Consider the following 24,624-nt stretch of genomic DNA (forward strand, 5'->3'; position numbering starts at 1 on the left):
ACTGGACCCGCGCTTCACGGTCCCGTCATCGCACACAGATTCAGAGTCGCTGCCGCCCTGAACCACCGAGGCGCAGCGAGACCCGCTCCGCCGCCTGAACGCAGTGTTCGCCGAGCTCGGCGATGCGGGTCGCATCGGTGCGGAACTTCGGTGCGGCGATGAGGACGGCCGCGACCACTTCACCGCGATGGTCGTGCACGGGTGCGGCGATGCCGACCTCGTGCGGAGAGGTCTCGGCATCGTTGAGTGCATAAGCGGGACCGCCGGCGCGATCCGGGCCGTCGCCGGCGTCGCGGAACACCTTCACCGAGGCACTTCCCTCCGTCCGATATCGCGACCCCAGACTGGACGTATGCTTGACCGGCTCGGGACTCGGAACCTGTTCGACGGTGACCGCCTCGGCGCCGTCCCACACCATCAGCGCACTCGTCTCGGAAGTGGCCCGCGTGAGTGCCTGCAGGATGGGATACGCTGCCCTGCGAACATCAAGATCGGCCAACAGAGGGCCCGCGATCGCGATGATTCCCAGACCCAGCCGATACCGCCTGGACGGCGCCTGTTCGACGATCCCCTCCTGCTCGAGCGAGGCGAGAATCCGCGACACCGAACTCTTGTGCAGCCCCACGCGCGGTGCGATCTCGGTGACACCGAGCTCCTGCCGGTCCGGCGCGAAACAGCGCAGGATGGCGACGGTGTTTTCGATGACCGAGGCACCGCGGCGTGGGTTGTCAGGCGATTGTCGGGACATGGTGCGAGTATATTCGCCAGCCGGTGCCTCAGGCCGGAATGATGTTGTGTTCGGCCCCGAACGGGAACTTCGTGATGTCTTCGGAACCGCTTTCCCCGACGACGACGATGTCATGTTCGCGGTAACCGCCGGCACCCGGCTGCCCCTCGGGAATGGTGATCATCGGCTCCATGGAGATGACCATTCCCGGCTCGATGACGGTCTCGATGTCTTCTCTCAATTCAAGCCCGGCCTCACGCCCGTAGTAGTGGCTGAGCACTCCGAATGAGTGTCCGTACCCGAAGGTGCGGTTTTCGAAGAGTCCGTGCTCGAAGTAGATCTCATTGAGTTCGGCGGCGATGTCCTTGCACACAGCTCCGGGCTTGATGAGTTCGATTCCGCGCTTGTGCACTTCGACGTTGACGTTCCACAGCTCGAGCGACCGAGCGTCGGGCTCTCCGTAGAACAGTGTGCGCTCCAGCGCGGTGTAATAGCCGGTCGGCATGGCGAAGCAGTTGAGGCTGAGGATGTCACCTTTTCGGATCTTGCGGGTCGTCGCCCAATTGTGCGCGCCATCGGTGTTGATACCCGATTGGAACCACACCCAGGTATCACGGATTTCCTGGTCAGGGAACGTCCTAGCGATCTCATGAGTCATCGCCTCAGTGCCGATGAGCGCGAGTTCGTACTCGCTGATGCCTTCGGTGATGGCGGCCTTGATCGCCTCACCGCCGAGGTCGCCGATTCGAGCGCTGTGCTTGATCACCTCGATCTCCTCGGGTGACTTGATCATCCGCTGGCGCATCGACTCCTTCGAGATGTCGACGAGTTCCGCTGCAGGGAAGGCATCTTGGAGCCTGCTGCGATTCTCGAGGGGCAGGTTGTCGTCTTCGACGCCGAGACGGCGCGGGTTTCCGATTCCGCGCTGACGCAGGCCCTCCTGGATCGCGTAGTAGTAGTTGTCACGACGCCAATCCGTGTACACGATGTTCTCCCCGTAGCTGGTTCGCCACGGCATGCCTGCATCGATATTCGCGGTGATCGTCACCGTGTCGTCGGCCGTGACGACCATGGCATATGAGCGACCGAAGTAGGTGAAGAGGAAGTCCGAGTAGTACTTGATGTTGTGATAAGAGGTGAGGACCACTGCGTCGAGCTCCTTCTCGGCCATAATGGCGCGCAGTCCGGTCAGTCTCCGCTCCATCTCCCCATCGGAGAAGGTCAGCGGTGTCTTGGACCCGTTGTGGAGGACCTTGAGCCGCTCGAGGTCAGCGACGGAGGCGTTGTCAGCAAAGGTGGTCATGGGTTTCTCCTATTCGTTCGACACCGCCATCTCGGTGCCGCGGCGGTGTGGTGGGGTTCTGGACGACTTCAGACGTCGCGCAGAGGCTTATGGAAGGTCTCCTTGGCGCAGATGACTGCACCGAGACAGATTGCGGCCGCAGCCATGAGGTACCAACCGGGGGCAAGATGCGAATTGGTCAGGCCGATGAGCAGAGTGGCCATAAAAGGTGCGGTGCCGCCGAACAGGGCGTTCGACACGTTGAAGCTCACGGCAAACCCGGTGTACCGGATACGTGTCGGGAACATCTCGGCAAGGAAGCTCGGCAGAGTGCCGTCGTTGAGGGTGAGCATGGCTCCGAGTCCGATCTCGACAAGGACGACGAGGGTGAAGCTGCCGGCGTCCAGCAGCATGAAGGCCGGCACCGTGAGGACGATGAAAGTGACTGACGCGATGATGAGCATCCTTTTGCGACCGAACCGATCCGAGGCCAGACCGGTGAGCAGGATGAAACCGATATAGGTGACGAGAGCGATGGTGGTGGCGAGGAATGATTCAGCAGCCCCGTAGCCGAGCTCGGTCGTGAGATAGGTGGGCATATAGGTCAGGACGACATAGAACCCGACGGCGTTGAGCAGCACTGCGCACATCGAGATGACCAGGGGCCGCCAGTGGTCCCGGAACATGGCGAAGACCGGGGCTTTGATCACTTCATCCTGCTGAGCGAGTTCACGGAATGCCGGCGTGTCCTCGAGTCGGGTTCGGATATAGCGGCCGATCAGTCCCATGGGCGCGGCAAGGAAGAATGGGAGCCTCCAACCCCAGCTCTCCAGCTGTCCATCGCTCAGCGTCGACGAGAGGACTGCGGCGAGCACCGATCCCAATAGCAATCCGGTGGCGGTGCTGGCGGGAACCACTGCCGCGTACAGTCCGCGTCGCCGCGGTGGTGCGTATTCGACGAGGAACGCCGAGGCCCCCGCATATTCGCCTGCCGCAGAGAATCCTTGGACGAGGCGGACGACGAGCAGCAGCACCGGAGCGAGGAAGCCGGCGACCGCGAAGCTCGGCAGCAGACCGATCGCAAAGGTCGAGACAGACATGATGAGAATCGAGACGGACAGTGCGGAACGTCGTCCGATCTTGTCTCCGATATGACCCCAGATGAAGCCGCCGATGGGGCGGACGACGAAGGAGACGGCGAAGACCGCAAAGGTGGACAGAAGCGCGAGATTGCCTTCGGACTCAGGGAAGAAGACGATCGCAATGGTCGTCGCAAAATACCCGTAGACGCCGTAGTCGAACCATTCGACGAAGTTGCCGACGAAACTGGCGGAGACGACGCGCCGCAGCGTCCGCTTCTGCTCGATATTCGGCTGCGCGGTCGCCGACGCATCTGATTTCACAGCGTCGTTGTCCTCTGGAGCGAGGTCGGACTTCATTGTCTTCTCCATCGTTGTGAACGGTGACAACGCGGTGTTGCATTCTTTACAACTGCGTTGCGTTTAAGGTTATTGTGTCCCGGTCACCCGGTCAAGAGATTTCTGCTCAGAACTGCGCGCAATCGGAAAGCGGCAGGCGAAAGGCCCTGCCGGACTGCATGTCCGACAGGGCCTTGGAACTGTACTCACCGACACAGCGAAGCCCCGCACGACCATTCGATCGTGCGGGGCTTCGCTGATGCGTCCGGTGTCGCCTACCTGCTCGAGACGCGTCCGAAGAGATTCGCGATCGGGGCCAGCAGCAGCGGCCTGGCGGCGAACCAACCGGCCACGACCACGACCATCGCGATGAGGAACCAGACGAGTCCGGCCCAACCGAGCATCTCGGTACCCGCGAACATGTAGCCGAGGTTGTGCCGCAGTCCGGTCGTGAACACGAGGAACACGTGGACGAGGATGAAGAACACGAAGAACAGCATCGTCGGGAAGTGGATCGCCCGCGCCAGCGGCGCCGGGTAGATCTTGTTCAGCGTCGTGGCGTTCTTCGGCCACCATTCGCTCATCCGCACACCCGTGATCGCGGCCAGCGGGGCGGCGATGAACACGATGATGAAGTACATCAGCTGCTGGAGAGCGTTGTAGTTGACCCACGCATCTTCCATCGGCCATTCCATCGTTCCGTACTGCAGCGCCGCCGACAGCGCGTTCGGGAAGACTTCCCAACTGGTCGGCACGATGCGTGCCCAGTGCCCGGAGACGAAGAGCAGCACGACGAAGACCACACCATTGGCCAGCCACAGCAGATCGAGGCTCGTGTGCAGCCAGAGGTTGATGCTGATCTTCTTTCCACCCTTCTTCGGGGTGTAGAACGCCGGCGGCTTCTGCTGGTGACGCACCTGCAGACCCGAACGGATAATGAGCACCATGAAGAAGATGTTGAGGAAGTGCGTCCACCGCACCCAGCCCGGGAAGCCGGGATCGACGAATTCCGGGATGTGGTATTCGCCCGGGTAGCGCTCGAGGAACTCCGGCACACCCGGCAGTGTCGTGACACCGCGAGCGGCGAGGATGAGGATCCCGGCCACGACGATGAGTCCGCCGAGTCCCAGCCCGACGATCTTCGACCACTGTCCCAGCGACTTCGAACCGATCATGACCGGTTCCTTCTTCGCTGCAGGCTTCGCCGAGGCGGCGCTGCCCGAACCGGACGATGTGGCCTTCGCCGCCGGTGCCGTCTTCGCGGCCGGCTTGTCCGCGGTGCGAGCCGCAGCCTTGTCGTCGGCTTTCGCGGCCGGCTTGGCCATCGGCTTGCGCTGAGCGGGCTTGTCCGTGGTCTTCGCCGCGGGCTTCGCCATCGGTTTGCGCTGAGCGGGCTTCTTCTCGGCTCCGCCGGAAGACTTGTCCGACGCCGAGGCGGCTCCCGCTGCTGCGGCACCTGCGCCGGCGGCGGCTCCCGCACCTGCGGCTGCCGCGCCGGCACCGACGCCGCCGATTCCGGTGCGCCGCCCCTGGGGCTTCTTCTCAGCGGAATCGTCCTCGGCCTTGGCGGCCGGCTTCGATTCCTGCTTCGCGGCTTCGCCGGACTGTGTGGCCTCGGCCGGCTTGTCTGCCTCGGCAGATGCGGCATCGGTCGACGTGGCGCCGGCGGCCTTCTCTTCGTCCGGAGCCGAAGTGGCAGCCGAGCCTGCGGCAGGTTTAGCAGCGTGTGCTGGAGCAAAGCCTTCCGGGGGCCAGGGGTCTCCCCCGGCGGTGCGGGGCAGTCCGCGGCGCAACGGTACATCGGAGAGTTCTCCGGAGCCCGAGCCGTTCGCGGCTGCTGCAGCCACACCGGCACCGGCAACGCCAGCACCAGCTACGGCGGCCGCCGCAGGAGCAGCGGACGAGGACTCGGAAGCGGAATCGGCTGAAGTATCAGCCGAAGCGGTTTCGGCAGAGTCAGCCTGAGCGGCGGAATCCTCCGCAGTGCTGTCGGCAGGAGCGGACGCGGCCGCTGCCGGTGCAGCGGTGCCGGCGGTGGATCCGCCTGCGGGCTTGGCTCCGGCGGGCGCGAAGCCTTCCGGCGGCCAGGGCTCTCCACCGGCAATACGCGGCAGACCGCGACGCAGTGGAACCTCGGCGGCAGGAGCGGATTCCGCAGCGGGTGCGGCATCGGCGGCGGCAGGTTCTGCCGCTTCAGACTCATCGTCCGAACCGGAAGCAGCAACGGCGGCGCCGGCAGCCACTCCGGCACCAGCCGTCGCTGCAGCAGCTGGGGCAGCAGAAGACTCTTCGTCCGATTCAGCTGACGCGACAGGAGCAGCTGAGGCACCGGTGGCCTTCACTCCGGCCGGAGCAAGACCTTCCGGCGGCCAGGGCTCTCCGCCCTCGACGCGCGGAAGACCGCGGCGCAGAGGCACTTCAGCGTCATCGGCACCGGCTCCGGCAACACCAGCCGCACCAGCGGCGACACCGGCAGCACCGGCCGCAACCGCGGCGCCGTTCGATGAGCTCTCAGACGATTCGGAAACGGACGCCTCAGCAGGCTCCTCGACCGAATCCTCGACGGGCTCTTCGGCTTCAGCGGAAGCCTCGGTCCCCGTCGATTCCTCGGCGTCGGTCACATCGGACTCGACCGCCTCGGCGGGGGAACCTTCATCCAGTTCCTCCGTCTCGGCAGTCTCCGGCAGCCACGACGCGCCCTCTTCCAAGGGTTCGCCGATGGTGCCCTCCGGGGGCCAGGGGTCTCCGCCTTCGACCCGGGGCAGACCCGAGCGCAGCGAACTGGAATAGGTTGCCATATCAGGATTTGTTCTCGTTCAGTGATTCGATGGCCTGGGGAACGACCTTGAACAGGTCACCGACGACGCCGAAGTCGGCGATGTCGAAGATCGGTGCTTCGGCGTCCTTGTTGACCGCGACGATGGTCTTCGAGGTCTGCATTCCGGCCTTGTGCTGGATTGCGCCGGAGATGCCGAGAGCCACGTAGAGCTGCGGGGACACCGATACACCGGTCTGCCCGACCTGGTGCGACTGGGCGATGTAGCCGGCGTCGACGGCCGCGCGGGAGGCGCCGACGGCAGCGCCGAGGGTGTCGGCGAATTCGCCGACGAGCTCGAAGGACTCCTCCGAACCGACGCCGCGACCACCGGAGACGACCTTCTGCGCACCGCGCAGCTCGGGACGTGAAGAGGTTTCGACAACGGCTTCGAACGAGTCGATCGCAGCCGAGCGCTTACCGGAGTCGGCGACCTCGAGAGCCTGCGTGTTCGCGGATTGCGCTTCCGCGCGAGCCTCGATCGAGCCCAGGCGCACGGTGACGATGGGGGCACCGAAAGTCGGGGCCGAGGAAGCGGTGTAGCCGCCGCCGTAGACAGAGTGGTTGGCCACAATGCCCTCGGAGTCGCGTTCGAGTCCGGTGGCGTCGACGGACACAGCCGATCCGCTGCGCACGGCGTAGCGACCGGCGATGTCACGACCGTCGAGAGTATTGGGCACGAGAACGGCGTCGGGAGCGGTGAGCTCCGCGGCTGCGGCGACGGCGTCGACGGCCGCAGTGCCGAGGTTGCCCTCGGTGGCTGCGGCGGTCAGGGTCGCCACGGCGCCGAGCTCGGCGGCCTTCTCGGCAGCAGCGTCGGCACTGCCGGCGGCGAGCACGAGGGCGACGGGCGAGCCGATCTCAGCGGCGCCGCCGAGCAGTTCGGCGGCCGGCTTCTCCAGCTGGCCTTCGGCATCGGCGGTGAGGACGACGAGAATGGAATCCTGTGGGAATTCTGACATGACGATTCTCCTTAGGCCAGACGGTTCTTGGTGAGGTATTCGGCGAGTTCGACTCCGCCGTTGCCTTCGTCGACGACCTTCTCGCCGGCTTCGCGCGGCGGCTTCTCGGCGACGGTGACCATGATCGAGCGAGCCACGGACTGGTCCTCGGCATCGATGTCGAGATCGGACAGGCTGATGACCTCGAAGGGCTTCTTCTTTGCAGCCATGATGCCCTTGAAGTTGGGGAAGCGGGCTTCGGGGAGCGCCTCGGTGATGGAGATGACGGCGGGCAGTTCGGCCGAGACCTGCTGCTGGCCGCCTTCGACGCCGCGAGTGCCCGAGACCTTGCCATCGGCAAGCTCGACGGTCGACAGACCGGTCACGTGTGGGTAGTCGAGGTGCTCGGCGAGCATCGCCGGCATCATGCCGCCGTTGCCGTCGGTGGAGACGTTGCCGGTCACGACGAGGTCGAACTCACCGCGGCGCAGAGCCGCAGCGAGCACCTCGGCGGTCAGGCCCAGATCCGCACCGGCCAAACCTTCATCGGCCACGTGCACGGCATTGTCGGCGCCCATAGCCAGACCCTTGCGGATCGTGGCGGTCGCGGTATCGGGCGCCATCGAGATGACGGTCACCTCGGTGTCGCCGTCGCTGTCCTTCTGCGTCAGGGCGACCTCGAGGGCACGCTCACCGATCTCGTCGAGGACGGCTTCCGAGGCGCCACGATCGGCGAGCCCGGTTTCCAAGTTCAGCTTGCGGTCGCCGTACGTATCCGGGACCTCTTTGACCAACACCGCGATCTTCAAGGATGTCTCCTTAGGTTCGTGAAGCAGTTCCAGCTGCGTGAGACTTTCGTCTCATAATCTACAGGTGACTGATTTCCGTCCGTTGACCGGGTCCAGTCGGAACCGGTCATGTCCATCACCCATGGTACGTGGTAGGCACCACAGATATCTCCGTTACTGTACGAACGATCGACAGAATTTGTCCAATGCGTCGGATTCCGCAATCACGCCGGATTCCCTCGCCGAGGCGGGGCCCTAGAATGGGAAGGAGACCGACCATTCCTCCCGGTGGACATCGCCGCCTCTCCGCGCGAGTGCATCCGAGCAGGCTGGACGCAGAGGTCCCAGACCAGACGCAGACATCAATGGTGAAGGAGCTCCCCGTGGCTTTCGACCTCGACGACATCGACCGCAGCATCATCGCTGCCCTTGTCGAGGATTCGCGGCTGAGCGTGCGTCAGCTGGCCGAACGCGTCCATATCTCCCGCTCGGCTGCGCACAAGCGCTTCACCACCCTCATCGAATCCGGCGCGATCAGAAAATTCACCGCCGAGGTGGACCGCGAGGCCCTCGGCATGACCGTGACCGCGGTCGTCGTCGTCAAGATCGGCGAGCGCCCCTGGCCGCAGGTCCGTGACGACCTGGCAGCCCTTCCATTCGTCGAGAAGGTCCAAGCCGTCAGCGGGGATATCGACGCCTTGGTGACGGTCAATGCCCCGGATAACACTGCGCTGTCGCAGGTGATCCTGCGCCGCATCCACGAGGTGGCCGGAGTCGTCTCCTCCCGCTCGCTGCTCATCCTCGACGAGGCCGAAGGCCGCCGTCCCGGCGCGGGATGAAGACCTCCCCACTCGCTTCTGACCCCACTCACTGCTGACAGAGCGAAGCCCCCGGCGCCGGAATTTGCGCCGAGGGCTTCATGACGTGAAACAGAGAGAACCGCGCACGCCGTATCCAACACTTCAAGCTAGCGTGTCAACCGCCTTAGGAAAGACCCGCGTTGCGTAACTCTCATAGGCTAGCCTAACCCGGGGTTCGGGAGTGCACAACAGTTTGGTGCTGACTTTTTCGCCGGGCTCCTATTCAGCCGGTCCCGCGAGCAGCATGAGCCCGGCCCCGGCGACGATGCGCCGGTACACCGGCTCGACGGAGAAGGCTTCACCGTCGACTCTCAGGAGTCCGAGCTCGGCGAGTTCCTGCAACTCGTCGGCCAGCAGTGTGGAGAGCCGTTTCTCACGCTCCTCGTCGATGTCGAGTTCGGGACGTTCCGGTGCGGAATCGGGAGTGATGATCTCGATGAGGCGCTGGGCGATCGTGATCGCCGGGGCCGCGAAGTCTTCTCCGGGGACGAGGTTGACCACATCGAGGAGCCGTTCGTAGATGAACGCACCGATGACCGGCAGCGCGGCGTCCGCGCTGACCTCGCCTGAGCGCCACTGGTCGGCAGCGCCGGCGGGCCGGACCTTCGTCCCGGTGATCTCGATGATCTCCGCACTCTGCATAACGGCCCACATCGCTTCGAGGACGGGCACCTCATCGGCGCTGCGCGCATAGTTCACGCCGTCTTCGTACCGGGCGTTCGACGCGACTCCGACGGCGTTGATGCCGAACTTTCCGGCCGCCTCGGCGATATCTGCGCGCTTCACCCGCCCCGTTCCGGTCACCTGTCGGGAGTCGCCGATCCATTCGAGGATGCCGACCGCGCCCGCAACGAGGTGGTTGTGCGGCAAGGGCTGCGCGAGCTCCTCCTCGTTCAGGGCATTGGCTTCGACGGCGGCCATGAGCGCCGATGGCAGCGGGTCGGTGCGCATGCTCGCAACCTCGACTCGGGCGCGAGCGGCCTTCCAGCGTTCAGGAGTCTCGTCGGTGTCGATGCGGAACCGGAGGTAGTTGTCGAGGGCTTCGATGCTGTCGAGGAAGATCACCGTCGAAGGCGATTCGCCATCGGTCTTCTCGGATTCCTCCTGCCCGTCGGCTCCAAAGCTTTCGAGGACGTCGAGGAGGTCGTCGATTCCCTCCGGCTCGTCGATATCTGCGCGGGAGGACACGGCGATGCAGAAGAGGAGGTGGGCGATGTCGAAGACCTGTGAGTCCTCGTTGACATCGTCGTAGGTCTCGGCCAGCCAGTCGCGAAAGCGCTGGTAGAGTGGCATCTCGTAGACAGTCTTCTCGACCTCGTCCATGCGCTCGTCGATGCCCGACGAGTCAGCGGCCGCACCGGCTGCATCATCGGCAGCGTTCGAACCGCCGAGCCACTCCGGCAGGTCTTGTTCCATGGCAGGGGTTCCCTGAGCATCCGGGGCATCCTGGGCCCCTTGGACGATTCGATTCGTCGTGCCGTAGGTGCCGGCGACCGGTTCTGGATAACCGCCGAGGGGCATGAGATCCTCGACGACGTCCTGCTCCGAGACCTTGTCCCTCTTGGTCAGCCGCACGACCGCGGCGGCCACAGCGAGCATGGACCCTTCGAGGACGGGTCGTCCGCTGTTGCTGGTGATGAGGCGGTCGAGACTGTCGACGACGCGTCCCTTATGCGCCAGGGCCAGGATGTCGCGGGCTACGGCACGGGACTTCTTCGCAGGCCACTTCGGTGCCATCACTCCGCCGAGCTTCGGTCCGTGAGTTTCGTCGGTGAACCATTCGTCGACCAGGCCCATGGCCGCTCCGGTCACCTGGGCGACGCTCGGGGCGAAGTCCTCAGGGTCGGACGGCAGGGAGGCCACAACAGCCTCGGCGCGTTCGATATCGCCCTCGGCGAAGGCAAGGGCGAAGGACCGCAGCTTCCCCAGTGCCAGTCCGCGGTGGGCGCCGGCCGGGTTGAAGAGTCGGTGGTTGTACGCCCCCTGTGCCTTTTCCATAGCTGCGTGGAAGTCGGCTTCGGTGAAATCCGCATTCGGATCGTCGATGTCGATGCCTTCGGCTTTGAGGTACGGTGCCAGCTCCCGCATCGTCCGATCGCCCATGCCGGGGCTGTGGCTGACATTGCCGCCCGCTGCCATACCGTGGAATTCGGGACTGTCGAAGAAAGTAGACACGCACTGCTCCTGCCGAGGATGAACTGAAGCAATAACGGTAACAAGTCCGACCTCGTCTGCCGCACAACCGGCCCGGCATGGCCCCACGGCTTTGCCGAGATCACATTTCGGGAGTCGGCGGTACCGAACACAGGTCTGCGGGCCCGGTCGGTGTTCACGCCCTGGTCAGCGCTCAGCCTCCCGGAGAAGCGAGGGTCTTCCGCACCGCCCTGATGGTCAGCTCGAGAGACTGGGCGCGTGCGGTCGGATCGTCGACGCCGACGCTCACGCTGTAGAGGTGCCCGGAGCCGATGGTGAGGTAGACGAACGCTGCCGCCCAGCCGATCGGTACGCCGTCATCGATGGAACCGTCCGCCTGCCCTCTCGCGATGACGGCTTCGAGCGGATCGTCCTCGGCGTCCGCACCCGTCCGAGCCTCGGCATCCGCGCGGGACTCGGCGGCCGCCTCGGCGAAGGTCTCATCGGTGATGATCGGGTTGTCGGTGAAGAGCAGGGTGAGCACATCGGGCAGAGTGAACAGCTCTGCACAGATCCGTTCGAGCGCAGCCAGCCCGGCCCCTTCGCCAGGACGGGCCTTCATGACCGCCTCACCGAATCGTCGGGCACCAAGCCTCGCCGCCGCACCGACGAGCGCCTCCCGATCACCGAAATGTCGGTAAAGAGTGGTGCGGCCGACGCCGATCGACTGCGAGAGCTCGATCATCGACGCCTGCGGTTTCGCGGCAAGCTGGGTCAGCGCCTCGCTGACCAGGGCGTCTCGGCCCAATCGACGCATGCCCTGCATCGGCACTACCCCTCCCTGATTCGTTGAACGATACAGAGCAGTCTACTTGTGGAACAAGCTTGTTCCACTTTGGTATTATGAAGTACCCAAAACACCTTCGAGGATTGAGCACACGATGAATCAGCCCCAACAGAAGAACGATTTCACCGCCCAGCGGCCGCATGCCTCTGAGACGTTCGCGCTCAGTCGGACCGACGTCGTCGTCATCGGCCTCGTGTGCATCGGCATCGGTGTGGCGCTCGGATTCTTCCTCCCAGCTCTCGGATCGATTGCCGCGACATTCCCCATCCCCTTCGGGGACGTCATCGAGAAGCTCAGCCGGTTCGACCAGGCCTGGGTCGTCATCGCTCGGCCGATCATCGGCGGGGCGCTCGGACTCATCGCCACCTTCGCCATCGCCGCCTCGTCGACACCCCTGCACGTCGACGACCACGGAATCACCATCGGACGAGACGACAACCATCCGCTGCACATCTCCCGCGCCTCGTTCTCGACCGCATACTTCGCCGACGGCAAGCTGGTCGTCGTCACCAAGGGCGGGCATCAAGCTTTCAAGGGCGACGTCGAGGGCAAGAAGGACGCGATCGCCGAGGCCTTCACCTCCCGCGGATACCGGTGGGGCGAGATCTGAGGGCCACGACGCCGCCCCCTCCGACCGGCGCCTCTCCCCTCCGACCTACTCCCGCCTCCTCGCCCAGCCAAACGTCCACTCGGCCTGCCGGAACCGGTCCCTTCGTCCCGAGTTCGCGACACGTTTGGCCGCCCGTCCTCACCTGCACGTTGGCCATGGAATCGTGACTCGGCTCACGCCACCATGGGGCCATGACCATTGACGTTCCCACCACAGGCCGCTCACTGCCCCAGCTGCAGCCGATCAGCTTCATCGGCGCAGATGGCCGGCTCACCGACACTCCGACCGAAGGGCTGCGGATCCCCAGCGATGCCACCCTCACCGGTCTCTACCGGCAGATGGTCCTCGTCCGCCGGTTCGAAGCGCAGGTCACGCACCTGACCCGGCAGGGTCGGCTCGCGACCTACCCCTCCGCGGCAGGTCAGGAAGCCGCCGAGGTGGGGGCCACCACCGCGCTGGCCCCGAACGATTGGCTCTTCCCCACCTACCGCGATTCGGCAGCGCTGCTGACCCGCGGTGTGCCCGTGGCCGAGATCCTCGCCGCCTTCCGCGGGGACTGGCACTGCGGTTTCGACCCGCACGAATATCACGCCTCACCTGCGGCGACACCGCTGGCAACGCAGACCCTTCATGCCACGGGATTCGCGATGGCCGCGAAGCTCAAGGGCGAGGACACAGCGACCCTGACCTTCCTCGGCGACGGCGCCAGCAGCGAAGGCGACACCCACGAGGCATTCAACTTCGCCTCCGTGTGGCAGACCCCGACGGTCTTCGTGCTGCAGAACAACCAGTACGCGATCTCCACTCCCCTGCGGGAGCAGACGAATGCGACGATGCTCGCCGACCGGGCCGCCGGCTACGGAATGCCGGGCCTGCGCGTCGACGGCAATGACGTCGCCGCCGTATTCGCCGCCGTCTCCGCGGCGCTGGCGCGCGGTCGCAACGGAGATGGTCCGACCCTCATCGAGTGCCTCACCTACCGGATGGAGTCGCACACGAACTCCGACGATCCGACGAAGTACCGTGACACCGAGGAGGTCGAGCACTGGAAGCAGTTCGATCCCATCGACCGTCTCGAGAAGTACCTGCGACAGACCGGTGCCCTCGACGATGCCGGCGTCGAGGAGATCGCCGAGGCGGCCGAGACCCTGGCCGCGTCCGTTCGCGATGCGATGAACACCGAGGCCGAAATCGACCCGCGCGAACTCTTCGCGCACGTCTACGCGAGCCCGCGCACGGCTCTTGCCGAACAGCAGCAGGTCCTCGAAACCGAACTCGCCGCGGCAGGCCGCGCATGAGCGTTGAAACAGGCATCGACCCGGACACTGATTCGACTGAGATGAACGACGAAACCGCCACAGCCGCCTCGGCAAAGGGCGACACCGCGCCCGGCACTGCGCGGGCCCCCGAGGCCGGCCCCGCCGCGTCCTCGGTGACGATGACGAAGGCACTCAACCAAGCCCTGCGGGACTCCCTGGCCGACGACGACACTGTGCTCATCTTCGGTGAGGATGTCGGCCGCCTCGGCGGGGTCTTCCGGGTCACCGAAGGACTGCGGGCCGAATTCGGGTCGAACCGAGTATGGGATTCCCCACTTGCGGAGTCCGGCATCATCGGCACCGCGATCGGCATGGCGATGAACGGGATGCGCCCGGTCGTCGAGATGCAGTTCGACGCCTACGCCTACCCTGCGTTCGAGCAGATCGTGTCCCATGCGGCGAAGATGCGGAACCGGACGAAAGGCCGGGTCAGCCTGCCGATCACGATCCGGATTCCCTATGCCGGCGACATCGGCGGGGTCGAGCATCACTCGGATTCGTCCGAGGCCTATTGGACGTCGACGCCGGGTCTGACCGTCGTCACGCCGTCGAATCCGGCCGATGCGTATTCGCTTCTGCGCGAGTCGATCGCCTCCGATGATCCGGTCGTGTTCATGGAGCCGAAGTCGCGGTACTGGATGAAGGAGACGCTGAGCCTGCCCGTGTCCACGGCACCGATGATCCGCGCTCAGGTCATCCGCGAGGGCACCGACGCCACCCTGCTCGCCTATGGACCGACCGTGCGGACGGCGCTGGATTCCGCCGAGGCGGGAGCCGAGCACGGACTGTCCATCGAGGTCATCGACCTGCGCACGCTCTCGCCGTTCGACGACGAGACGGTGTCTCAGTCTGTGCGCAAGACCTCGCGCACGGCGATCATCCACGAGGCCGCCCAGTTCGGCGGATACGGCGCCGAGGTGGCCGCCCGCCTCACCGAACGCAACTTCACCTATCTGTCGGCCCCGATCCTGCGGGTCACCGGGTTCGACGTGCCGTATCCGTCGCCGAAGCTCGAGGAGTTCTACTTGCCCACCATCGAACGCGTGCTCGATGCGCTCGAGTCCTGGGATTGGGAGCTGTGATGAGTGCTGATCTGAGTGCAGGTATGCGCGACACGGGTACGCGCGAGTTCATCCTTCCCGACCTCGGTGAGGGCCTCACCGAGGCGGAGCTGATCTCCTGGAAGGTCGAGATCGGCGATGAGGTCCACGTCGATCAGATGGTCGTCGAGGTCGAGTCCGCGAAGTCCGTCGTCGAGCTCCCCTGCCCGTACGCCGGACGCATCGTCAGCCTTCACGCGAACGCCGGGGACACCGTCAGTGCAGGTCAGGCGCTGCTTTCGGTCGCCGAGGCGGGGGCTGGGGGCGATGCGCCGGCGTCGGATGGTGGCGAGGCGGCGAGCGCGAGCGCAGATGGCGGACATCCCGAGTCGAGCGGTGCGAACCTCATCGGCTACGGCACCTCCGAACCGAAGACCCGCTCGACGAAGAAGCGCTCGTTCGGCGGCAAGCATGCAGCCGCACCGGTCGCGTCGTCCACCGCAGCGTTCGCGTCGTCCGCCACCGATACGTCATCGACGACTGCGAACGACCGCGTCTCCCCCGTGTCCTCACCCCTCGTGCGCAAGCTTGCGAAGGACCACGGCATCAGTGCCAAGCATCTGCCCGGCACCGGCCCCGGCGGGGTCGTGACCAGGTCCGACGTACTTGCCGCCATCGAATCTGGGGAGGGCGCAGCCGCCACACGCGTCCCCGCGGGAGTCCCGGCCTCACATGGGGGCGGAACGGACTGCCGCTTCGGCGAGCGTGCCCGCCTCGGGAACATCCACCTCGGCGACGGTGCCTGCCTCTGTCGGCCAGACCGACCGCGATACTCGCACCCCGATCACGGGGCTGCGGAAGGTCGTGTCCGAACGCCTGACCCGGTCGCGGCAGGAGATCCCCGAGGCGACGATCTGGCTCGATGTCGACGCCACCGAGCTGCTGAACACGAAGCGCGCGCTCGAGGCGCGCACGGGTGAGAAGTATTCGCTGCTGTCCCTCGTCGCTCGCTTCGTCGTGGCCGGGCTGAAGAAGTACCCGATCATCAACTCCTCGATCGATACAGCCGCCGGCGAGATCGTCACCCATGGTGACATCAACCTCGGTCTGGCCGCGCAGACCCCGCGCGGGCTCATGGTTCCCGTCGTCCACGGGGCCGGCGAGATGAGTCTGAGGCAGATGCGCGACTCCGTGTCCGAGACCGTCGGGAAGGCCGCCTCGGGCAAGTTCGATCCGTCCGAGCTCTCCGGCGGCACGTTCACCTTGAACAACTACGGGGTGTTCGGCGTCGACGGTTCGACCCCGATCATCAATCTCCCCGAGGTGGCCATGCTCGGCCTCGGCCGGATCAAGGACCGCCCGTGGGTCGTCGACGGTGAGCTGACCGTGCGCAAGGTGATGTACCTGTCGTTCGTCTTCGACCACCGGGCGTGTGACGGTCAGGAGCCGAGCGAGTTCCTCACCTTCGTGGCCGACTGCATCGAGAACCCGATCTCGTTGCTGCCCGAGCTCTGACGAGCGCTCTCGATCAACTCGAAGCTCGAAAAAGTCGTCACTCGCGACGACTTTTTCGAGTTTCGCGTTGACTGAGCGGGGACGAACTCAGGCACCGAGCGGCGCTGCTGCTCTTCCGATGTCGAGACGCGGCCAGTCCGCGAGATCCGCCAACATCTGCCGGTCGTGGGTGACGACGATGAGCGCCGCCGAGGCGGTCCCGAAGGACTCCGTGAGTTCGTCGACCAGCGAGGCGGACAGGTGGTTCGTCGGTTCATCGAGGATGAGCACGTCGGGTTCGACTGCCAGACACATCGCCAGCTGGAGTCTGCGCTGCTGACCCTGCGAAAGTCGGTGGACCGGTATCGTCGAGTCATCCGCCGAAAGCAGCCCGAGGTCCTGCAGGGTAAGGTCGCCGGACAGCGACGACCGTAGTACATAGTCCTCGAACACACGGGCGGCGGTGTCGGCGGCGTTCCATTCGGGAACCTCCTGACTGAGCAACTCCACCCGTGCCTGCGGATGTCTGTGCACCTCTCCGGAACTCGGATCGAGACGGCCGGTGAGGACGTCGAGAAGCGTCGACTTGCCGGTGCCGTTCGCGCCGGTGATGAGCAGGCGGTCGCCGGGAGCGATGCTCAGAGACACCGTCTGCCTCATCCGCCCTTCAACGGTGACCGATTCCGCTGCCAGCAGTGAGCAGCCTTCCGCTTCCCACCGCTCGTCCTCGGATTCCGATACGTCCGGGCACTGCAGACGCAGAGGCGGTTCGGGCACTTCCACGGCGTGCCGTTCGAGGTCTTCGACGCGACGGTTGAAGGCCTGCACGACGCCGGCGGTCCTCGTCGCGCGAGTGTGCTTGCCGGTTCCCTTCGGCGGACGCCACCCCGTGCTCAATCGAGATCGGGCGTCATCGGCGGCTTCGGACAGTCGGGCGTGCTCGGCCACCTCGGCGAGGTAGTCCTGCTCCCACTTCTCACGGTCCCGACGTTTCCCCGCCACCCATCCGCGGTAGCCGCCGGAGTAGTTCCGGTGGCGTCCGTCGCGACTCGGGTCGAGATCGAGGAATTCGTCGGCGACATCGTGAAGCAGCGCCCTGTCATGGCTGACCAGGGCGAATCCGCCGTGTCGGGTGCGCAGTCGCTCGGTGAGGAACGCCAGTGACTGGGCGTCGAGGTGGTTCGTCGGTTCGTCGAGAAGCAGGATGTCCGTGCTCGAGCCGAGGACGACGGCCAGACGCACCCGGTACCGCTGGCCCACCGAGAGGCTCGCGAGGCTCCGCGTCCGGTCCGAGCACGCGGACAGCCCCGACAGTGCCGTGTCGATGCGACGCTCACCGTCCCATGCGTCGAGGCGGGTCGCCCATTCAAGGGCGTGGGTGAAGGCCTCGTCTGCCCCGGGTTCGTCTCGTGCCATCGCCTCGCCGGCTGCGTCGAGAGCGGCCAATGCGGCCTTCTCCTGGCTCAGGGACTCATTGATGAGGTCGCCGACTGTGCGGTTGTCATCGGCGTCAAGGGCCTGTTCGAGCAGGGTGACGGTACCTGACCGCCTCAGCACTCCTTGGTCGGGAGGAAGCGTACCGGCGAGGACGTGGAGCAAGGTCGTCTTGCCGCTGCCGTTCTCGCCGACGACAGCCAGTCGCGTACCGACAGAGACCGTCAGGTAGAGACCGGTGAGGATCTCGCGGTCGCCGCGCATGATGTGAATGCCTTCGGCGCGGATGTGTGCGGCAGATCCTGCGGGCAGGTCGAGTTCGGGGGATGAAGATGTTGATTTCGGCATCGTGGTCTTTCAGCTCGTCGTGGAGCCGGACAGCATAAAACCACCGTCCGGCGAGGGCCAGGACGGCGCACGAGAGTGATGTGAAGGGTCCCGCCGCCGTCAGCGGCGGCTGCGGAGCCTTCTGGAGGGCATACCGAAGTTCATGGCACCAATTCTAACAGCGAGATATTTCTGTATTAGTCCCGGGGACAGCGAGCCACTGGCGGGGTCGTCCCAAACGACAGGGCGAGCGGTGTGGTCGAAGTTCCAGCCATTCCAGGTCCAGACGATCAGGCCGAGCGCGGCTCCGGATGGATCTCAACCCGCAGGTTCAGCGCCTTGGTCACTTGCAGGACTGTTGACCAGGTCGGATTTCCATCCTCCGACAACGCCCTGTAGAGGCCGTCGCGGCTCATGCCGACTCGGCGAGCCAGGTCGCTCATATTTCCTGATCGAGCGATGATGCCGAGCGCCGCCGGAAGGGCACCTGGGTCATCCGCGGCATCTTCAAGGGCCGTCTCCAGCAAGATCGCGGCATCATCGGCAGTGGCAATGTGATCAGCGGCGTCGAAGATCGGATACTTCACGTCGTCAGTCATGTCCACCCTCCTTCCTCTGGTCCAGCTTCCAAGTATCAGCAAGCTTCTTCGCAGCGGCTATGTCCTTACCCTGCGTCGACTTGTCACCACCGCAGAGCAGCACGACCAACTCAGACCCGCTCTGAAGGAAATAGATCCTGTAACCGGGACCGGAATTGATCTTGAGTTCAGACAACCCGTTTCCGATCGGTGCCACCTGGCCAGGATTCCCGTGCGCAAGCCGATCCAGTCGAAGCAGAATGCGGACACGAGCTTTCTCATCCTTGAGGCCCCTGAGCCAACGATCAAATGTTCGGGTAGTTCGAACAACAGCCACGTGTCGATTATATCTGACACTTTTGCGCTGCACCAGGATCCACATTGTCAGCTGACTGCTCGGTCATCTCCGTCAGCATAGCTCTCCGATTCCACACTTCGGACGGCCATTTCGTCTGTGACTCACGGCACTAACCTTGCCGAGGCTGCCGACCGGCTGCCGGTGTCGAGTGAAAGAAGGTCGCTCATATCGCAATCTGACGATTCGGCCCCAACGTCAGGGCCACCTCGGCGGCGGTATTCGCTGGTCCTCCTCATCGTTCCCGTCATCCTCTACGTCCTCACCCCGGTCGTGGCGAACTCGGTCGAGCCGCGCGTCGCCGGATTGCCCTTCATCCTCACCTATACGATCGCGGTCACGATCCTTCACCTGGCTCTTCGTGTGGATGACCGCTCGCTGCGACCGGTACTACCGGCACGATCTGCCCGAGCACATCCCCTCCGATGTCGCATTCGGTGAGGACTATGAGATCGAGGAGGTCGAGAAATGAGCACCTCCGCGATCATCGCCTGCCTCATCTTCGGTCTCGCCATGCTCGCCACCATCGGCATCGGGGTCTGGTCCGGCCGCGGCGCGAGAAGTCCCTCGACGAATGGTCGGTCTCCGGGCGCGGGCTCGGCGTCGTCTTCATCCTGCTGCTCATGGCCGGTGAGACCTATACGAGCTTCTCGTTCCTCGGCACTGCCGGCTGGTCGTATTCCTACGGCGTGCCGATCCTCTACCTCATCGGGTATCTGAGCATCGGGCTCGTCGTCGCCTACCTCGTCGGACCGCTGTTCTGGACCTATGCTGCCCGGCACAAGCTCGTCAGCCTCTCCGACATCGTCGAACATCGCTTCCGCTCACGCGGTTTGGCGATCCTCGTGGCTGTCCTCGCGACGATCTTCATCGTCCCCTATATCCAGCTGCAGATTCAGGGCATGGGTGCAGTCGTCAACGCGATGAGCTACGGCGCGATCGACCTCAAGGTCGCCGCCATCGTCTCCTTCATCGTCGCCGAGGCGTTCATCCTCTTCTCCGGACTGCGCGGTTCCGCCTGGGTCAGCGTCCTCAAGGACGGGCTGGTCATCCTCGCTGTTGCGTTCCTCGCGATCTACGTTCCGCTGCACTATTTCGACGGACTGGCTCCTCTGCTTGACCGCGTCGTGAGTGAGAAGTCTCAGTGGCTGACCTTCCCCGGTGCAGGCGACGGCATCTACGGGGGTGCATGGTTCATCTCGACGATCATCCTCAACGGGATCACGATCACCGTGTTCCCCACGTCGATCGCCGGCTACCTGTCGGGCACCTCGGCGAATGCTCTGCGGCGCAACTCGATCATTCTGCCGTGGTATCAGCTGCTGCTCCTCGTGCCGATGATGGTCGGTGTGGCTGCACTCTTCGTCGTCCCTGCCCTCAAAGACGCCGACCTGGCCCTGTTCTCCGTCGTCATCGATTCCCTGCCCGCGCCGATCGTCGCGATCATCGGCGTCGCAGGCGCGCTCTCCGCGATCGTGCCAATGAGCGTGTACATGCTCTCGATCGGCTCGATGTGGGGACGGACCGTATTGGGCGGCGGCTTGGCCGGACCGAAGAACGCCGCTTCGATGACGCCTGAGCAGCTGAACGCACGGGGCCTGCGGCAGAAGACACTGTCCCAGTGGGTGTGCCTGGCCGTCGGCATCATCGCCCTGATCATGAGCCTGCTCATGCCGGATGCGCTCGTCGAGCTCTCCGTGCTCAGCTATGAAGGACTCGCGCAGGTCGTGCCGGCCGCGCTGTTGTCCCTGTACTGGCCGCGCATGAGCAAGCAGGCGGCGGCCGGGGGCCTCGTCGTCGGGTCCGTCGTCATGGTCGCCCTCCACTACACGGGACTCGACCCGCTGCTCGGAATCAACGGCGGCCTGTGGGCTGTTGCGGCGAACCTCATCGTGGTCGTCATCGTCACTCTGGCCAAGCCGGACCCACGGTGGGTGCCGAAAGCCCAGCGGCAGACGCGCACCGAGGCGGCGGCGTTGTAGGTGCGAGCCCCTCGATCAGCGCGAATCTCAAAAAGGTCGTCACTGGCGACGACTTTTTCGAGTTTCGCGTTGACTGAGCGGAAGCGAGCTCACCCGTCGAGCAGCGCTGCCGCGTACATCGGACGTGCCGCATCCGCGCTCGGCGGGTGGAAGAGTCCGGCCGTGGCATCGCGGAAGAGGCGCGAGAGCTCGTGCTTGTTGCCGAACCCGCTGCCGCTCGTGCACATGAGCGCGGCCTCCGCGCTGCGGCGGGCCGCCTCGGCCGATTTGATCCTGGCCCCCACCAGGCGCAGCGGCCAGCCGGCGCCGTGGTCGACGAGGTCGTCGAAGTCCCGAGCGTAGGCATCGATCATCGCGGTCACGGGCATGAAGTCAAGGTGCGCATCGGCCAGGCGGGTCCGAGCTTCGGGCACCTCGGCGAAGGTGACGCCGGCCTTCGCGGACTTCCGGTTGTGCAGCCCGGCTGCGCCCAGCTCGAGCGCACGGGCCGCGACTCCGGCGTAGACGGCGGCGATGAGCAGCTGGAAGTTGCTCGTGATCGCGAAGGTGAGCAGATCGGGGTGCTTGCCGGCGGGGATGACGCGTGAGACCCGTTCGGGTTTCATCGGCACGTGGTCGAGGATCGTCGCCCGCGACTGCGAGGCCCGCATTCCCAGCACATCCCATTCGTCGGAGACCGTGATCCCGGGTGCATCGCGTTCGATGAATCCGTACACGAGCCGCCCCTCGGCCGGCTCGTCCGCATCGGGACCGGCGATCCCGTCGTCGTCGGAGGCCACGGCACCGTGGACGATGAGCCTGGTCCACACGGGAGACAGCGAGGTGAAGATCTTCACCCCGGTCAGTTCGTATCCGCCGTCGGCCGTCGGCACCGCCTCGGTGTTCGAGCCCTGCAGGACCCAGTCGTTCGACGGCTCGGAGATGCCGAAGGCGAAGATCTCACCGGCCCTGACCTCGTCGAACACCCAGTTCAGCGAGTCGTCGCCGCGGTCGGCCAGCGCCTTGACCACTCCGGTGGTCATGAGGTGCATGTTGATGGCCAGCGCCGTTCCCGGGGCTGCCGATGCCAGCCGCTGCTGAAGTCGGGAGACCTCGAACAGGCTCAGCCCTGGCCCGCCATGCGACTGCGGGACGAACAGCTGAGGATAGCCGAGTTCCGTGAGTTCGGCGAGGTCTTCGTCGAAGAATCGGTTCTCCCGGTCATAGACATCGGCTCGTTCGCGGAATCGTTCGAGCACATCATCGGGCAGGTACCGCGCGGCGAGCTCGCTCACACGTGTCTCACGGTCGGTCATCGGCTCTCCTTCGTCGAGGGGTCGTCTGCGTCTGTCGAGGGTCGGTCGCGTCAGTCGAGGGTGTCGCGGTCTGCGCGGTGCGGCGCAGGATGATCGCGCCGTTGTGCCCGCCGAAGCCGAACGACGTGGACAGCACAGTGTCGCCGGCCGCCTCGGCGAGGTTCGGTTCACCACCCATCTCACGGGCGTGACCTGCGACGATATTCCATTCGGGGAATTCGTTGTCGTCGAGGTTGAGCGTCGGGGGCAGCGTCTGATCACGCATCGACATGATCGCGATGATCGCCTCGACGACCCCCGATGCGCCGAGCAGGTGCCCCGTCGTCGATTTCGTCGCCGAGATCGGAATCGTCCGTCCGACCTCCCCCAGGGCGGAGTCGAAGGCTGCGAGTTCGGCTCGGTCGCCGGCCGGTGTGCCCGTGGCGTGGGCGTTGATGTGGTCGATATCGCCGGGTTCCAGCCCAGCATCGCTCACAGCCTGGACCACCGCCGAGGCGGCTCCCCGTCCCTGCGGATGCGGGTTCGTCGGGTGGTGGGCATCGCTGGCGGCGCCGAATCCGGCGAGCTCGGCCAACGGCGTCGTCCCACGTGAGGCCGCGGAGTCGGCGGATTCGAGGAGGATCGCGGCCGCACCCTGACTCATGACGAAGCCGTTGCGGCCCTGGTCGAAGGGTCGGCTGGCGGCGGTCGGATCGCCTTCGAATCCGGCGGCGAGCGCGCGCATGTTCGCGTTCGAGGCGAGATTGACCGGACCGAGGCAGTCCTCCATGCCGACGACGAGCACGGCATCGGCATAGCCGTGGCGGATGCGGCGCATCGCCTCGCCGAGGCCGATCGCCCCTGAAGCACACGTCGCCGAGACTCCCTGCCCAGGCCCGCGCAGGTCGAAGCGCTGGCTGATGAGCGCGGCCGCGGAATCCGGTGCACGTGGATGGACAGGGTCAGCGGCACGGATCTGGGGCCGTCTGCATCGAGGGCACGGGTGGCCTCCTGCATGGCGTCGACGGGCCCGGAACCGGTGGCGGCGATGACGGCCACACGGTCGCGGTCCCACGGCAGCTCCTCGGCCGGGGCGGGGACTCCCGCGTGGTCGAGCGCCTGGTCGGCGGCGGCGATGGCCCAGTGCTGGACGGGGCTGAGACGGCGGGCGAGCGCCCGGGGCAGGACCGCCTCGGCGTCGAAGTCCGTGATCTGCCCGCCGATCCGCACTGCAAGGTCGTCGAACCGCTCCCCTGCGAGGACGTCGATGGCGCTGATGCCGTCCCGCACTGACTGCCAGAGGGCTTCGGGATTCTGACCGCTCGGAGTGATGGCGCCGAGTCCGGTGATGACGACGTCGCGCATGCCATCTGTCCAGTGCCGATTGCTCCGGGATGCGTTCACAGCCGCTGTGCCTTTCCGCTCATGACCAGGTCAACGGTTTCGTGGCGGCGAATCTTCCCGCCGACGGTCCGCGGCAGCCGGTCGAGCAAGTAGAACCGTCGCGGCACGAACTGCGGGGCCAGTTCCGCCCGGGCGTGGTCGAGCAGTGCTGCTTTGTCGGGCCTGCTCGAGGTGCCGGCTCCGCCTGCGGAGTCGGAGGCCGGTTCGATGACGAGGGCGACGATGCTGCCGAGACCGTCGTCGGGCAGTGCGATCGCGCAGACCTCGCCGAGGCGGCCCCGCTCCGACCGGCGATCCCCGCGGTCGAATTCCTCGAAGGCTCGCTCGACCTCGGGCAGGGACACCTTGTGTCCTCCGGTGATCGCGATGTCGCCGGCCCGTCCGGCGAGCTGGAGGAGTCCGTTCTCGATCCGTCCCTGGTCACCGACCGTGGCCCAGCCGTCGGGGCGCCGCAGCTGAGCATCGGTGGTGCCGGTGACATAGCCGTCCGAGCAGGCGGCGGCCCTGATCCAGACCGTGCCGATGACTCCGTCGGGCAGGCGGGCACCGGATTCGTCACGGACCTCGACGCTGATGGTGTCGTAGATCGAGATCCAGGTGCCGTCGCCGTCACGGCTGTCGCCGATGAATCCGATCTCGGCGGCACCGTAGTAGCTGATCAGACGGGTGTCGGGGAGGACCTCGGCGAGTGCCGAACGGATGGATGCCGGCAGATTCGCTCCCCCGGTGACGACGAGGTCGAGACCGTGGAAGCGGGCCGGCGTTCGGCGGGCCGCCTCGGCGAGGGCCTTGACCACGGCGGGCACGGCGACGATGCGGGTGATGGCTTCGTCGGTGATGCGCGAGCCCATGGTGAAGGGGTCGAAGTCATCGGCGACGTGGACGCTGCCGCCGGTGGCGAGGCTTTCGATGACGGCGTAGAGGGTGAGGCTGTAGGACACGGGGCCCGGTGCCAGGTGGCCACCCCGGGGAAAGGTTCGAGGTGGGCCGAGGACA

21 protein-coding genes and 1 pseudogene are annotated in these 24,624 nt (G+C 65.5%); 7 read left to right on the forward strand and 15 right to left on the reverse strand.

Features of this window, described 5'->3' with window-relative positions; translation table 11 throughout:
- Nucleotides 1-40: 40 nt before the first annotated feature.
- The 6 genes from AC2W7L_RS07770 to AC2W7L_RS07795 all read right to left on the reverse strand — a co-directional run bounded on the left by AC2W7L_RS07770 (nt 41) and on the right by AC2W7L_RS07795 (nt 7,992).
- Nucleotides 41-748 (reverse strand): IclR family transcriptional regulator, encoded by a 708-nt coding sequence (locus AC2W7L_RS07770; RefSeq protein WP_039211582.1) that lies wholly within the window; start codon nt 746-748, stop codon nt 41-43.
- A gap of 28 nt (nt 749-776) precedes the next feature.
- Nucleotides 777-2,030: an aminopeptidase P family protein gene (locus AC2W7L_RS07775; RefSeq protein ID WP_486003985.1), complete on the reverse strand. Its 1,254-nt coding sequence runs from the start codon at nt 2,028-2,030 to the stop codon at nt 777-779.
- A gap of 68 nt (nt 2,031-2,098) precedes the next feature.
- Complete coding sequence (locus AC2W7L_RS07780; RefSeq protein ID WP_062860490.1) at nt 2,099-3,448, reverse strand: MFS transporter; 1,350 nt, start codon at nt 3,446-3,448, stop codon at nt 2,099-2,101.
- Nucleotides 3,449-3,702: 254 nt separating this feature from the next.
- Nucleotides 3,703-6,225 (reverse strand): cytochrome b/b6 domain-containing protein, encoded by a 2,523-nt coding sequence (locus AC2W7L_RS07785; RefSeq protein WP_486003986.1) that lies wholly within the window; start codon nt 6,223-6,225, stop codon nt 3,703-3,705.
- A gap of 1 nt (nt 6,226) precedes the next feature.
- On the reverse strand, nt 6,227-7,204 hold the full coding sequence (locus tag AC2W7L_RS07790; RefSeq protein WP_139906505.1) for an electron transfer flavoprotein subunit alpha/FixB family protein: 978 nt from the start codon (nt 7,202-7,204) through the stop codon (nt 6,227-6,229).
- Between the two features lie 11 nt (nt 7,205-7,215).
- The gene (locus AC2W7L_RS07795) at nt 7,216-7,992 is read right to left on the reverse strand and encodes an electron transfer flavoprotein subunit beta/FixA family protein (protein WP_486003987.1); all 777 of its coding nucleotides are present in this window, start codon (nt 7,990-7,992) and stop codon (nt 7,216-7,218) included.
- 362 nt (nt 7,993-8,354) lie between these two features.
- Here AC2W7L_RS07795 and AC2W7L_RS07800 point away from each other — a divergent pair, with 362 nt between their 5' ends.
- On the forward strand, nt 8,355-8,810 hold the full coding sequence (locus AC2W7L_RS07800; protein WP_025777249.1) for an Lrp/AsnC family transcriptional regulator: 456 nt from the start codon (nt 8,355-8,357) through the stop codon (nt 8,808-8,810).
- Between the two features lie 240 nt (nt 8,811-9,050).
- On the opposite strand, the gene AC2W7L_RS07805 is transcribed toward AC2W7L_RS07800, so the two are convergent.
- Both AC2W7L_RS07805 and AC2W7L_RS07810 read right to left on the reverse strand, forming a co-directional pair.
- Nucleotides 9,051-11,006, reverse strand: coding sequence for a hypothetical protein (locus AC2W7L_RS07805; protein WP_486003988.1), 1,956 nt, complete (start codon nt 11,004-11,006; stop codon nt 9,051-9,053).
- A 172-nt stretch (nt 11,007-11,178) separates the two neighbouring features.
- The gene (locus AC2W7L_RS07810) at nt 11,179-11,790 is read right to left on the reverse strand and encodes a TetR/AcrR family transcriptional regulator (RefSeq protein ID WP_486004060.1); all 612 of its coding nucleotides are present in this window, start codon (nt 11,788-11,790) and stop codon (nt 11,179-11,181) included.
- Between the two features lie 115 nt (nt 11,791-11,905).
- On the opposite strand from AC2W7L_RS07810, the gene AC2W7L_RS07815 reads away from it, so the two are divergent.
- From AC2W7L_RS07815 to AC2W7L_RS07835, 5 genes are all read left to right on the forward strand, one after another.
- Nucleotides 11,906-12,421 carry a YqeB family protein gene (locus AC2W7L_RS07815; RefSeq protein WP_486003989.1) on the forward strand — a complete coding sequence of 172 codons (516 nt, stop codon included), beginning with the start codon at nt 11,906-11,908 and terminating at the stop codon, nt 12,419-12,421.
- Nucleotides 12,422-12,612: 191 nt separating this feature from the next.
- Nucleotides 12,613-13,719, forward strand: a complete 1,107-nt coding sequence (gene pdhA, locus AC2W7L_RS07820) for a pyruvate dehydrogenase (acetyl-transferring) E1 component subunit alpha (protein WP_486003990.1) — start codon at nt 12,613-12,615, stop codon at nt 13,717-13,719.
- On the forward strand, nt 13,716-14,822 hold the full coding sequence (locus AC2W7L_RS07825; RefSeq protein WP_486003991.1) for an alpha-ketoacid dehydrogenase subunit beta: 1,107 nt from the start codon (nt 13,716-13,718) through the stop codon (nt 14,820-14,822). Before pdhA ends, AC2W7L_RS07825 begins: the two co-directional genes overlap by 4 nt.
- Nucleotides 14,822-15,760 (forward strand): biotin/lipoyl-containing protein, encoded by a 939-nt coding sequence (locus AC2W7L_RS07830; RefSeq protein ID WP_486003992.1) that lies wholly within the window; start codon nt 14,822-14,824, stop codon nt 15,758-15,760. The genes AC2W7L_RS07825 and AC2W7L_RS07830 overlap by 1 nt, the downstream gene beginning before the upstream one ends.
- Nucleotides 15,645-16,295 (forward strand): dihydrolipoamide acetyltransferase family protein, encoded by a 651-nt coding sequence (locus tag AC2W7L_RS07835; protein WP_486003993.1) that lies wholly within the window; start codon nt 15,645-15,647, stop codon nt 16,293-16,295. Before AC2W7L_RS07830 ends, AC2W7L_RS07835 begins: the two co-directional genes overlap by 116 nt.
- Nucleotides 16,296-16,382: 87 nt before the next feature.
- On the opposite strand, the gene AC2W7L_RS07840 is transcribed toward AC2W7L_RS07835, so the two are convergent.
- From AC2W7L_RS07840 to AC2W7L_RS07850, 3 genes are all read right to left on the reverse strand, one after another.
- Nucleotides 16,383-18,056, reverse strand: coding sequence for an ATP-binding cassette domain-containing protein (locus AC2W7L_RS07840; RefSeq protein WP_486003994.1), 1,674 nt, complete (start codon nt 18,054-18,056; stop codon nt 16,383-16,385).
- A 269-nt stretch (nt 18,057-18,325) separates the two neighbouring features.
- The gene (locus AC2W7L_RS07845; protein ID WP_009884979.1) at nt 18,326-18,634 is read right to left on the reverse strand and encodes an addiction module antidote protein; all 309 of its coding nucleotides are present in this window, start codon (nt 18,632-18,634) and stop codon (nt 18,326-18,328) included.
- Nucleotides 18,627-18,995 carry a type II toxin-antitoxin system RelE/ParE family toxin gene (locus tag AC2W7L_RS07850; RefSeq protein WP_486003995.1) on the reverse strand — a complete coding sequence of 123 codons (369 nt, stop codon included), beginning with the start codon at nt 18,993-18,995 and terminating at the stop codon, nt 18,627-18,629. Before AC2W7L_RS07850 ends, AC2W7L_RS07845 begins: the two co-directional genes overlap by 8 nt.
- Before the next feature lie 419 nt (nt 18,996-19,414).
- Here AC2W7L_RS07850 and AC2W7L_RS07855 point away from each other — a divergent pair, with 419 nt between their 5' ends.
- Nucleotides 19,415-20,950 carry a sodium:solute symporter family protein gene (locus tag AC2W7L_RS07855; protein WP_486003996.1) on the forward strand — a complete coding sequence of 512 codons (1,536 nt, stop codon included), beginning with the start codon at nt 19,415-19,417 and terminating at the stop codon, nt 20,948-20,950.
- Nucleotides 20,951-21,039: 89 nt separating this feature from the next.
- Here AC2W7L_RS07855 and AC2W7L_RS07860 read toward each other — a convergent pair whose 3' ends face one another.
- The 4 genes and pseudogenes from AC2W7L_RS07860 to AC2W7L_RS07875 all read right to left on the reverse strand — a co-directional run bounded on the left by AC2W7L_RS07860 (nt 21,040) and on the right by AC2W7L_RS07875 (nt 24,569).
- Nucleotides 21,040-22,245: an acyl-CoA dehydrogenase family protein gene (locus tag AC2W7L_RS07860; protein ID WP_486003997.1), complete on the reverse strand. Its 1,206-nt coding sequence runs from the start codon at nt 22,243-22,245 to the stop codon at nt 21,040-21,042.
- Entirely contained in the window at nt 22,232-23,299 is a 1,068-nt protein-coding gene (locus AC2W7L_RS07865) for a beta-ketoacyl-[acyl-carrier-protein] synthase family protein (protein ID WP_486003998.1), read from the reverse strand. Before AC2W7L_RS07865 ends, AC2W7L_RS07860 begins: the two co-directional genes overlap by 14 nt.
- A pseudogene (locus tag AC2W7L_RS07870) lies at nt 23,266-23,589 on the reverse strand (beta-ketoacyl synthase N-terminal-like domain-containing protein); the annotation flags it as partial. The pseudogene AC2W7L_RS07870 and the gene AC2W7L_RS07865, both read right to left, overlap by 34 nt.
- Nucleotides 23,590-23,624: 35 nt before the next feature.
- Nucleotides 23,625-24,569: a class I adenylate-forming enzyme family protein gene (locus tag AC2W7L_RS07875; protein WP_486003999.1), complete on the reverse strand. Its 945-nt coding sequence runs from the start codon at nt 24,567-24,569 to the stop codon at nt 23,625-23,627.
- Nucleotides 24,570-24,624 lie beyond the last annotated feature (55 nt).

This window comes from Brevibacterium sp. LAARM3_SD1 (assembly GCF_057364765.1).

Bases quoted from the DNA above. Each gene is read 5' to 3' on its own strand.
- AC2W7L_RS07770 (WP_039211582.1), bottom strand. From the start codon at position 748: ATGTCCCGACAATCGCCTGACAACCCACGCCGCGGTGCCTCGGTCATC.
- AC2W7L_RS07810 (WP_486004060.1), bottom strand. From the start codon at position 11,790: ATGCAGGGCATGCGTCGATTGGGCCGAGACGCCCTGGTCAGCGAGGCG.
- AC2W7L_RS07775 (WP_486003985.1), bottom strand. From the start codon at position 2,030: ATGACCACCTTTGCTGACAACGCCTCCGTCGCTGACCTCGAGCGGCTC.
- AC2W7L_RS07780 (WP_062860490.1), bottom strand. From the start codon at position 3,448: ATGAAGTCCGACCTCGCTCCAGAGGACAACGACGCTGTGAAATCAGAT.
- AC2W7L_RS07825 (WP_486003991.1), top strand. From the start codon at position 13,716: ATGAGCGTTGAAACAGGCATCGACCCGGACACTGATTCGACTGAGATG.
- AC2W7L_RS07855 (WP_486003996.1), top strand. From the start codon at position 19,415: ATGAGATCGAGGAGGTCGAGAAATGAGCACCTCCGCGATCATCGCCTG.
- pdhA (WP_486003990.1), top strand. From the start codon at position 12,613: ATGACCATTGACGTTCCCACCACAGGCCGCTCACTGCCCCAGCTGCAG.
- AC2W7L_RS07840 (WP_486003994.1), bottom strand. From the start codon at position 18,056: ATGCCGAAATCAACATCTTCATCCCCCGAACTCGACCTGCCCGCAGGA.
- AC2W7L_RS07790 (WP_139906505.1), bottom strand. From the start codon at position 7,204: ATGTCAGAATTCCCACAGGATTCCATTCTCGTCGTCCTCACCGCCGAT.
- AC2W7L_RS07830 (WP_486003992.1), top strand. From the start codon at position 14,822: ATGAGTGCTGATCTGAGTGCAGGTATGCGCGACACGGGTACGCGCGAG.
- AC2W7L_RS07845 (WP_009884979.1), bottom strand. From the start codon at position 18,634: ATGACTGACGACGTGAAGTATCCGATCTTCGACGCCGCTGATCACATT.
- AC2W7L_RS07785 (WP_486003986.1), bottom strand. From the start codon at position 6,225: ATGGCAACCTATTCCAGTTCGCTGCGCTCGGGTCTGCCCCGGGTCGAA.
- AC2W7L_RS07850 (WP_486003995.1), bottom strand. From the start codon at position 18,995: ATGTGGATCCTGGTGCAGCGCAAAAGTGTCAGATATAATCGACACGTG.
- AC2W7L_RS07815 (WP_486003989.1), top strand. From the start codon at position 11,906: ATGAATCAGCCCCAACAGAAGAACGATTTCACCGCCCAGCGGCCGCAT.
- AC2W7L_RS07860 (WP_486003997.1), bottom strand. From the start codon at position 22,245: ATGACCGACCGTGAGACACGTGTGAGCGAGCTCGCCGCGCGGTACCTG.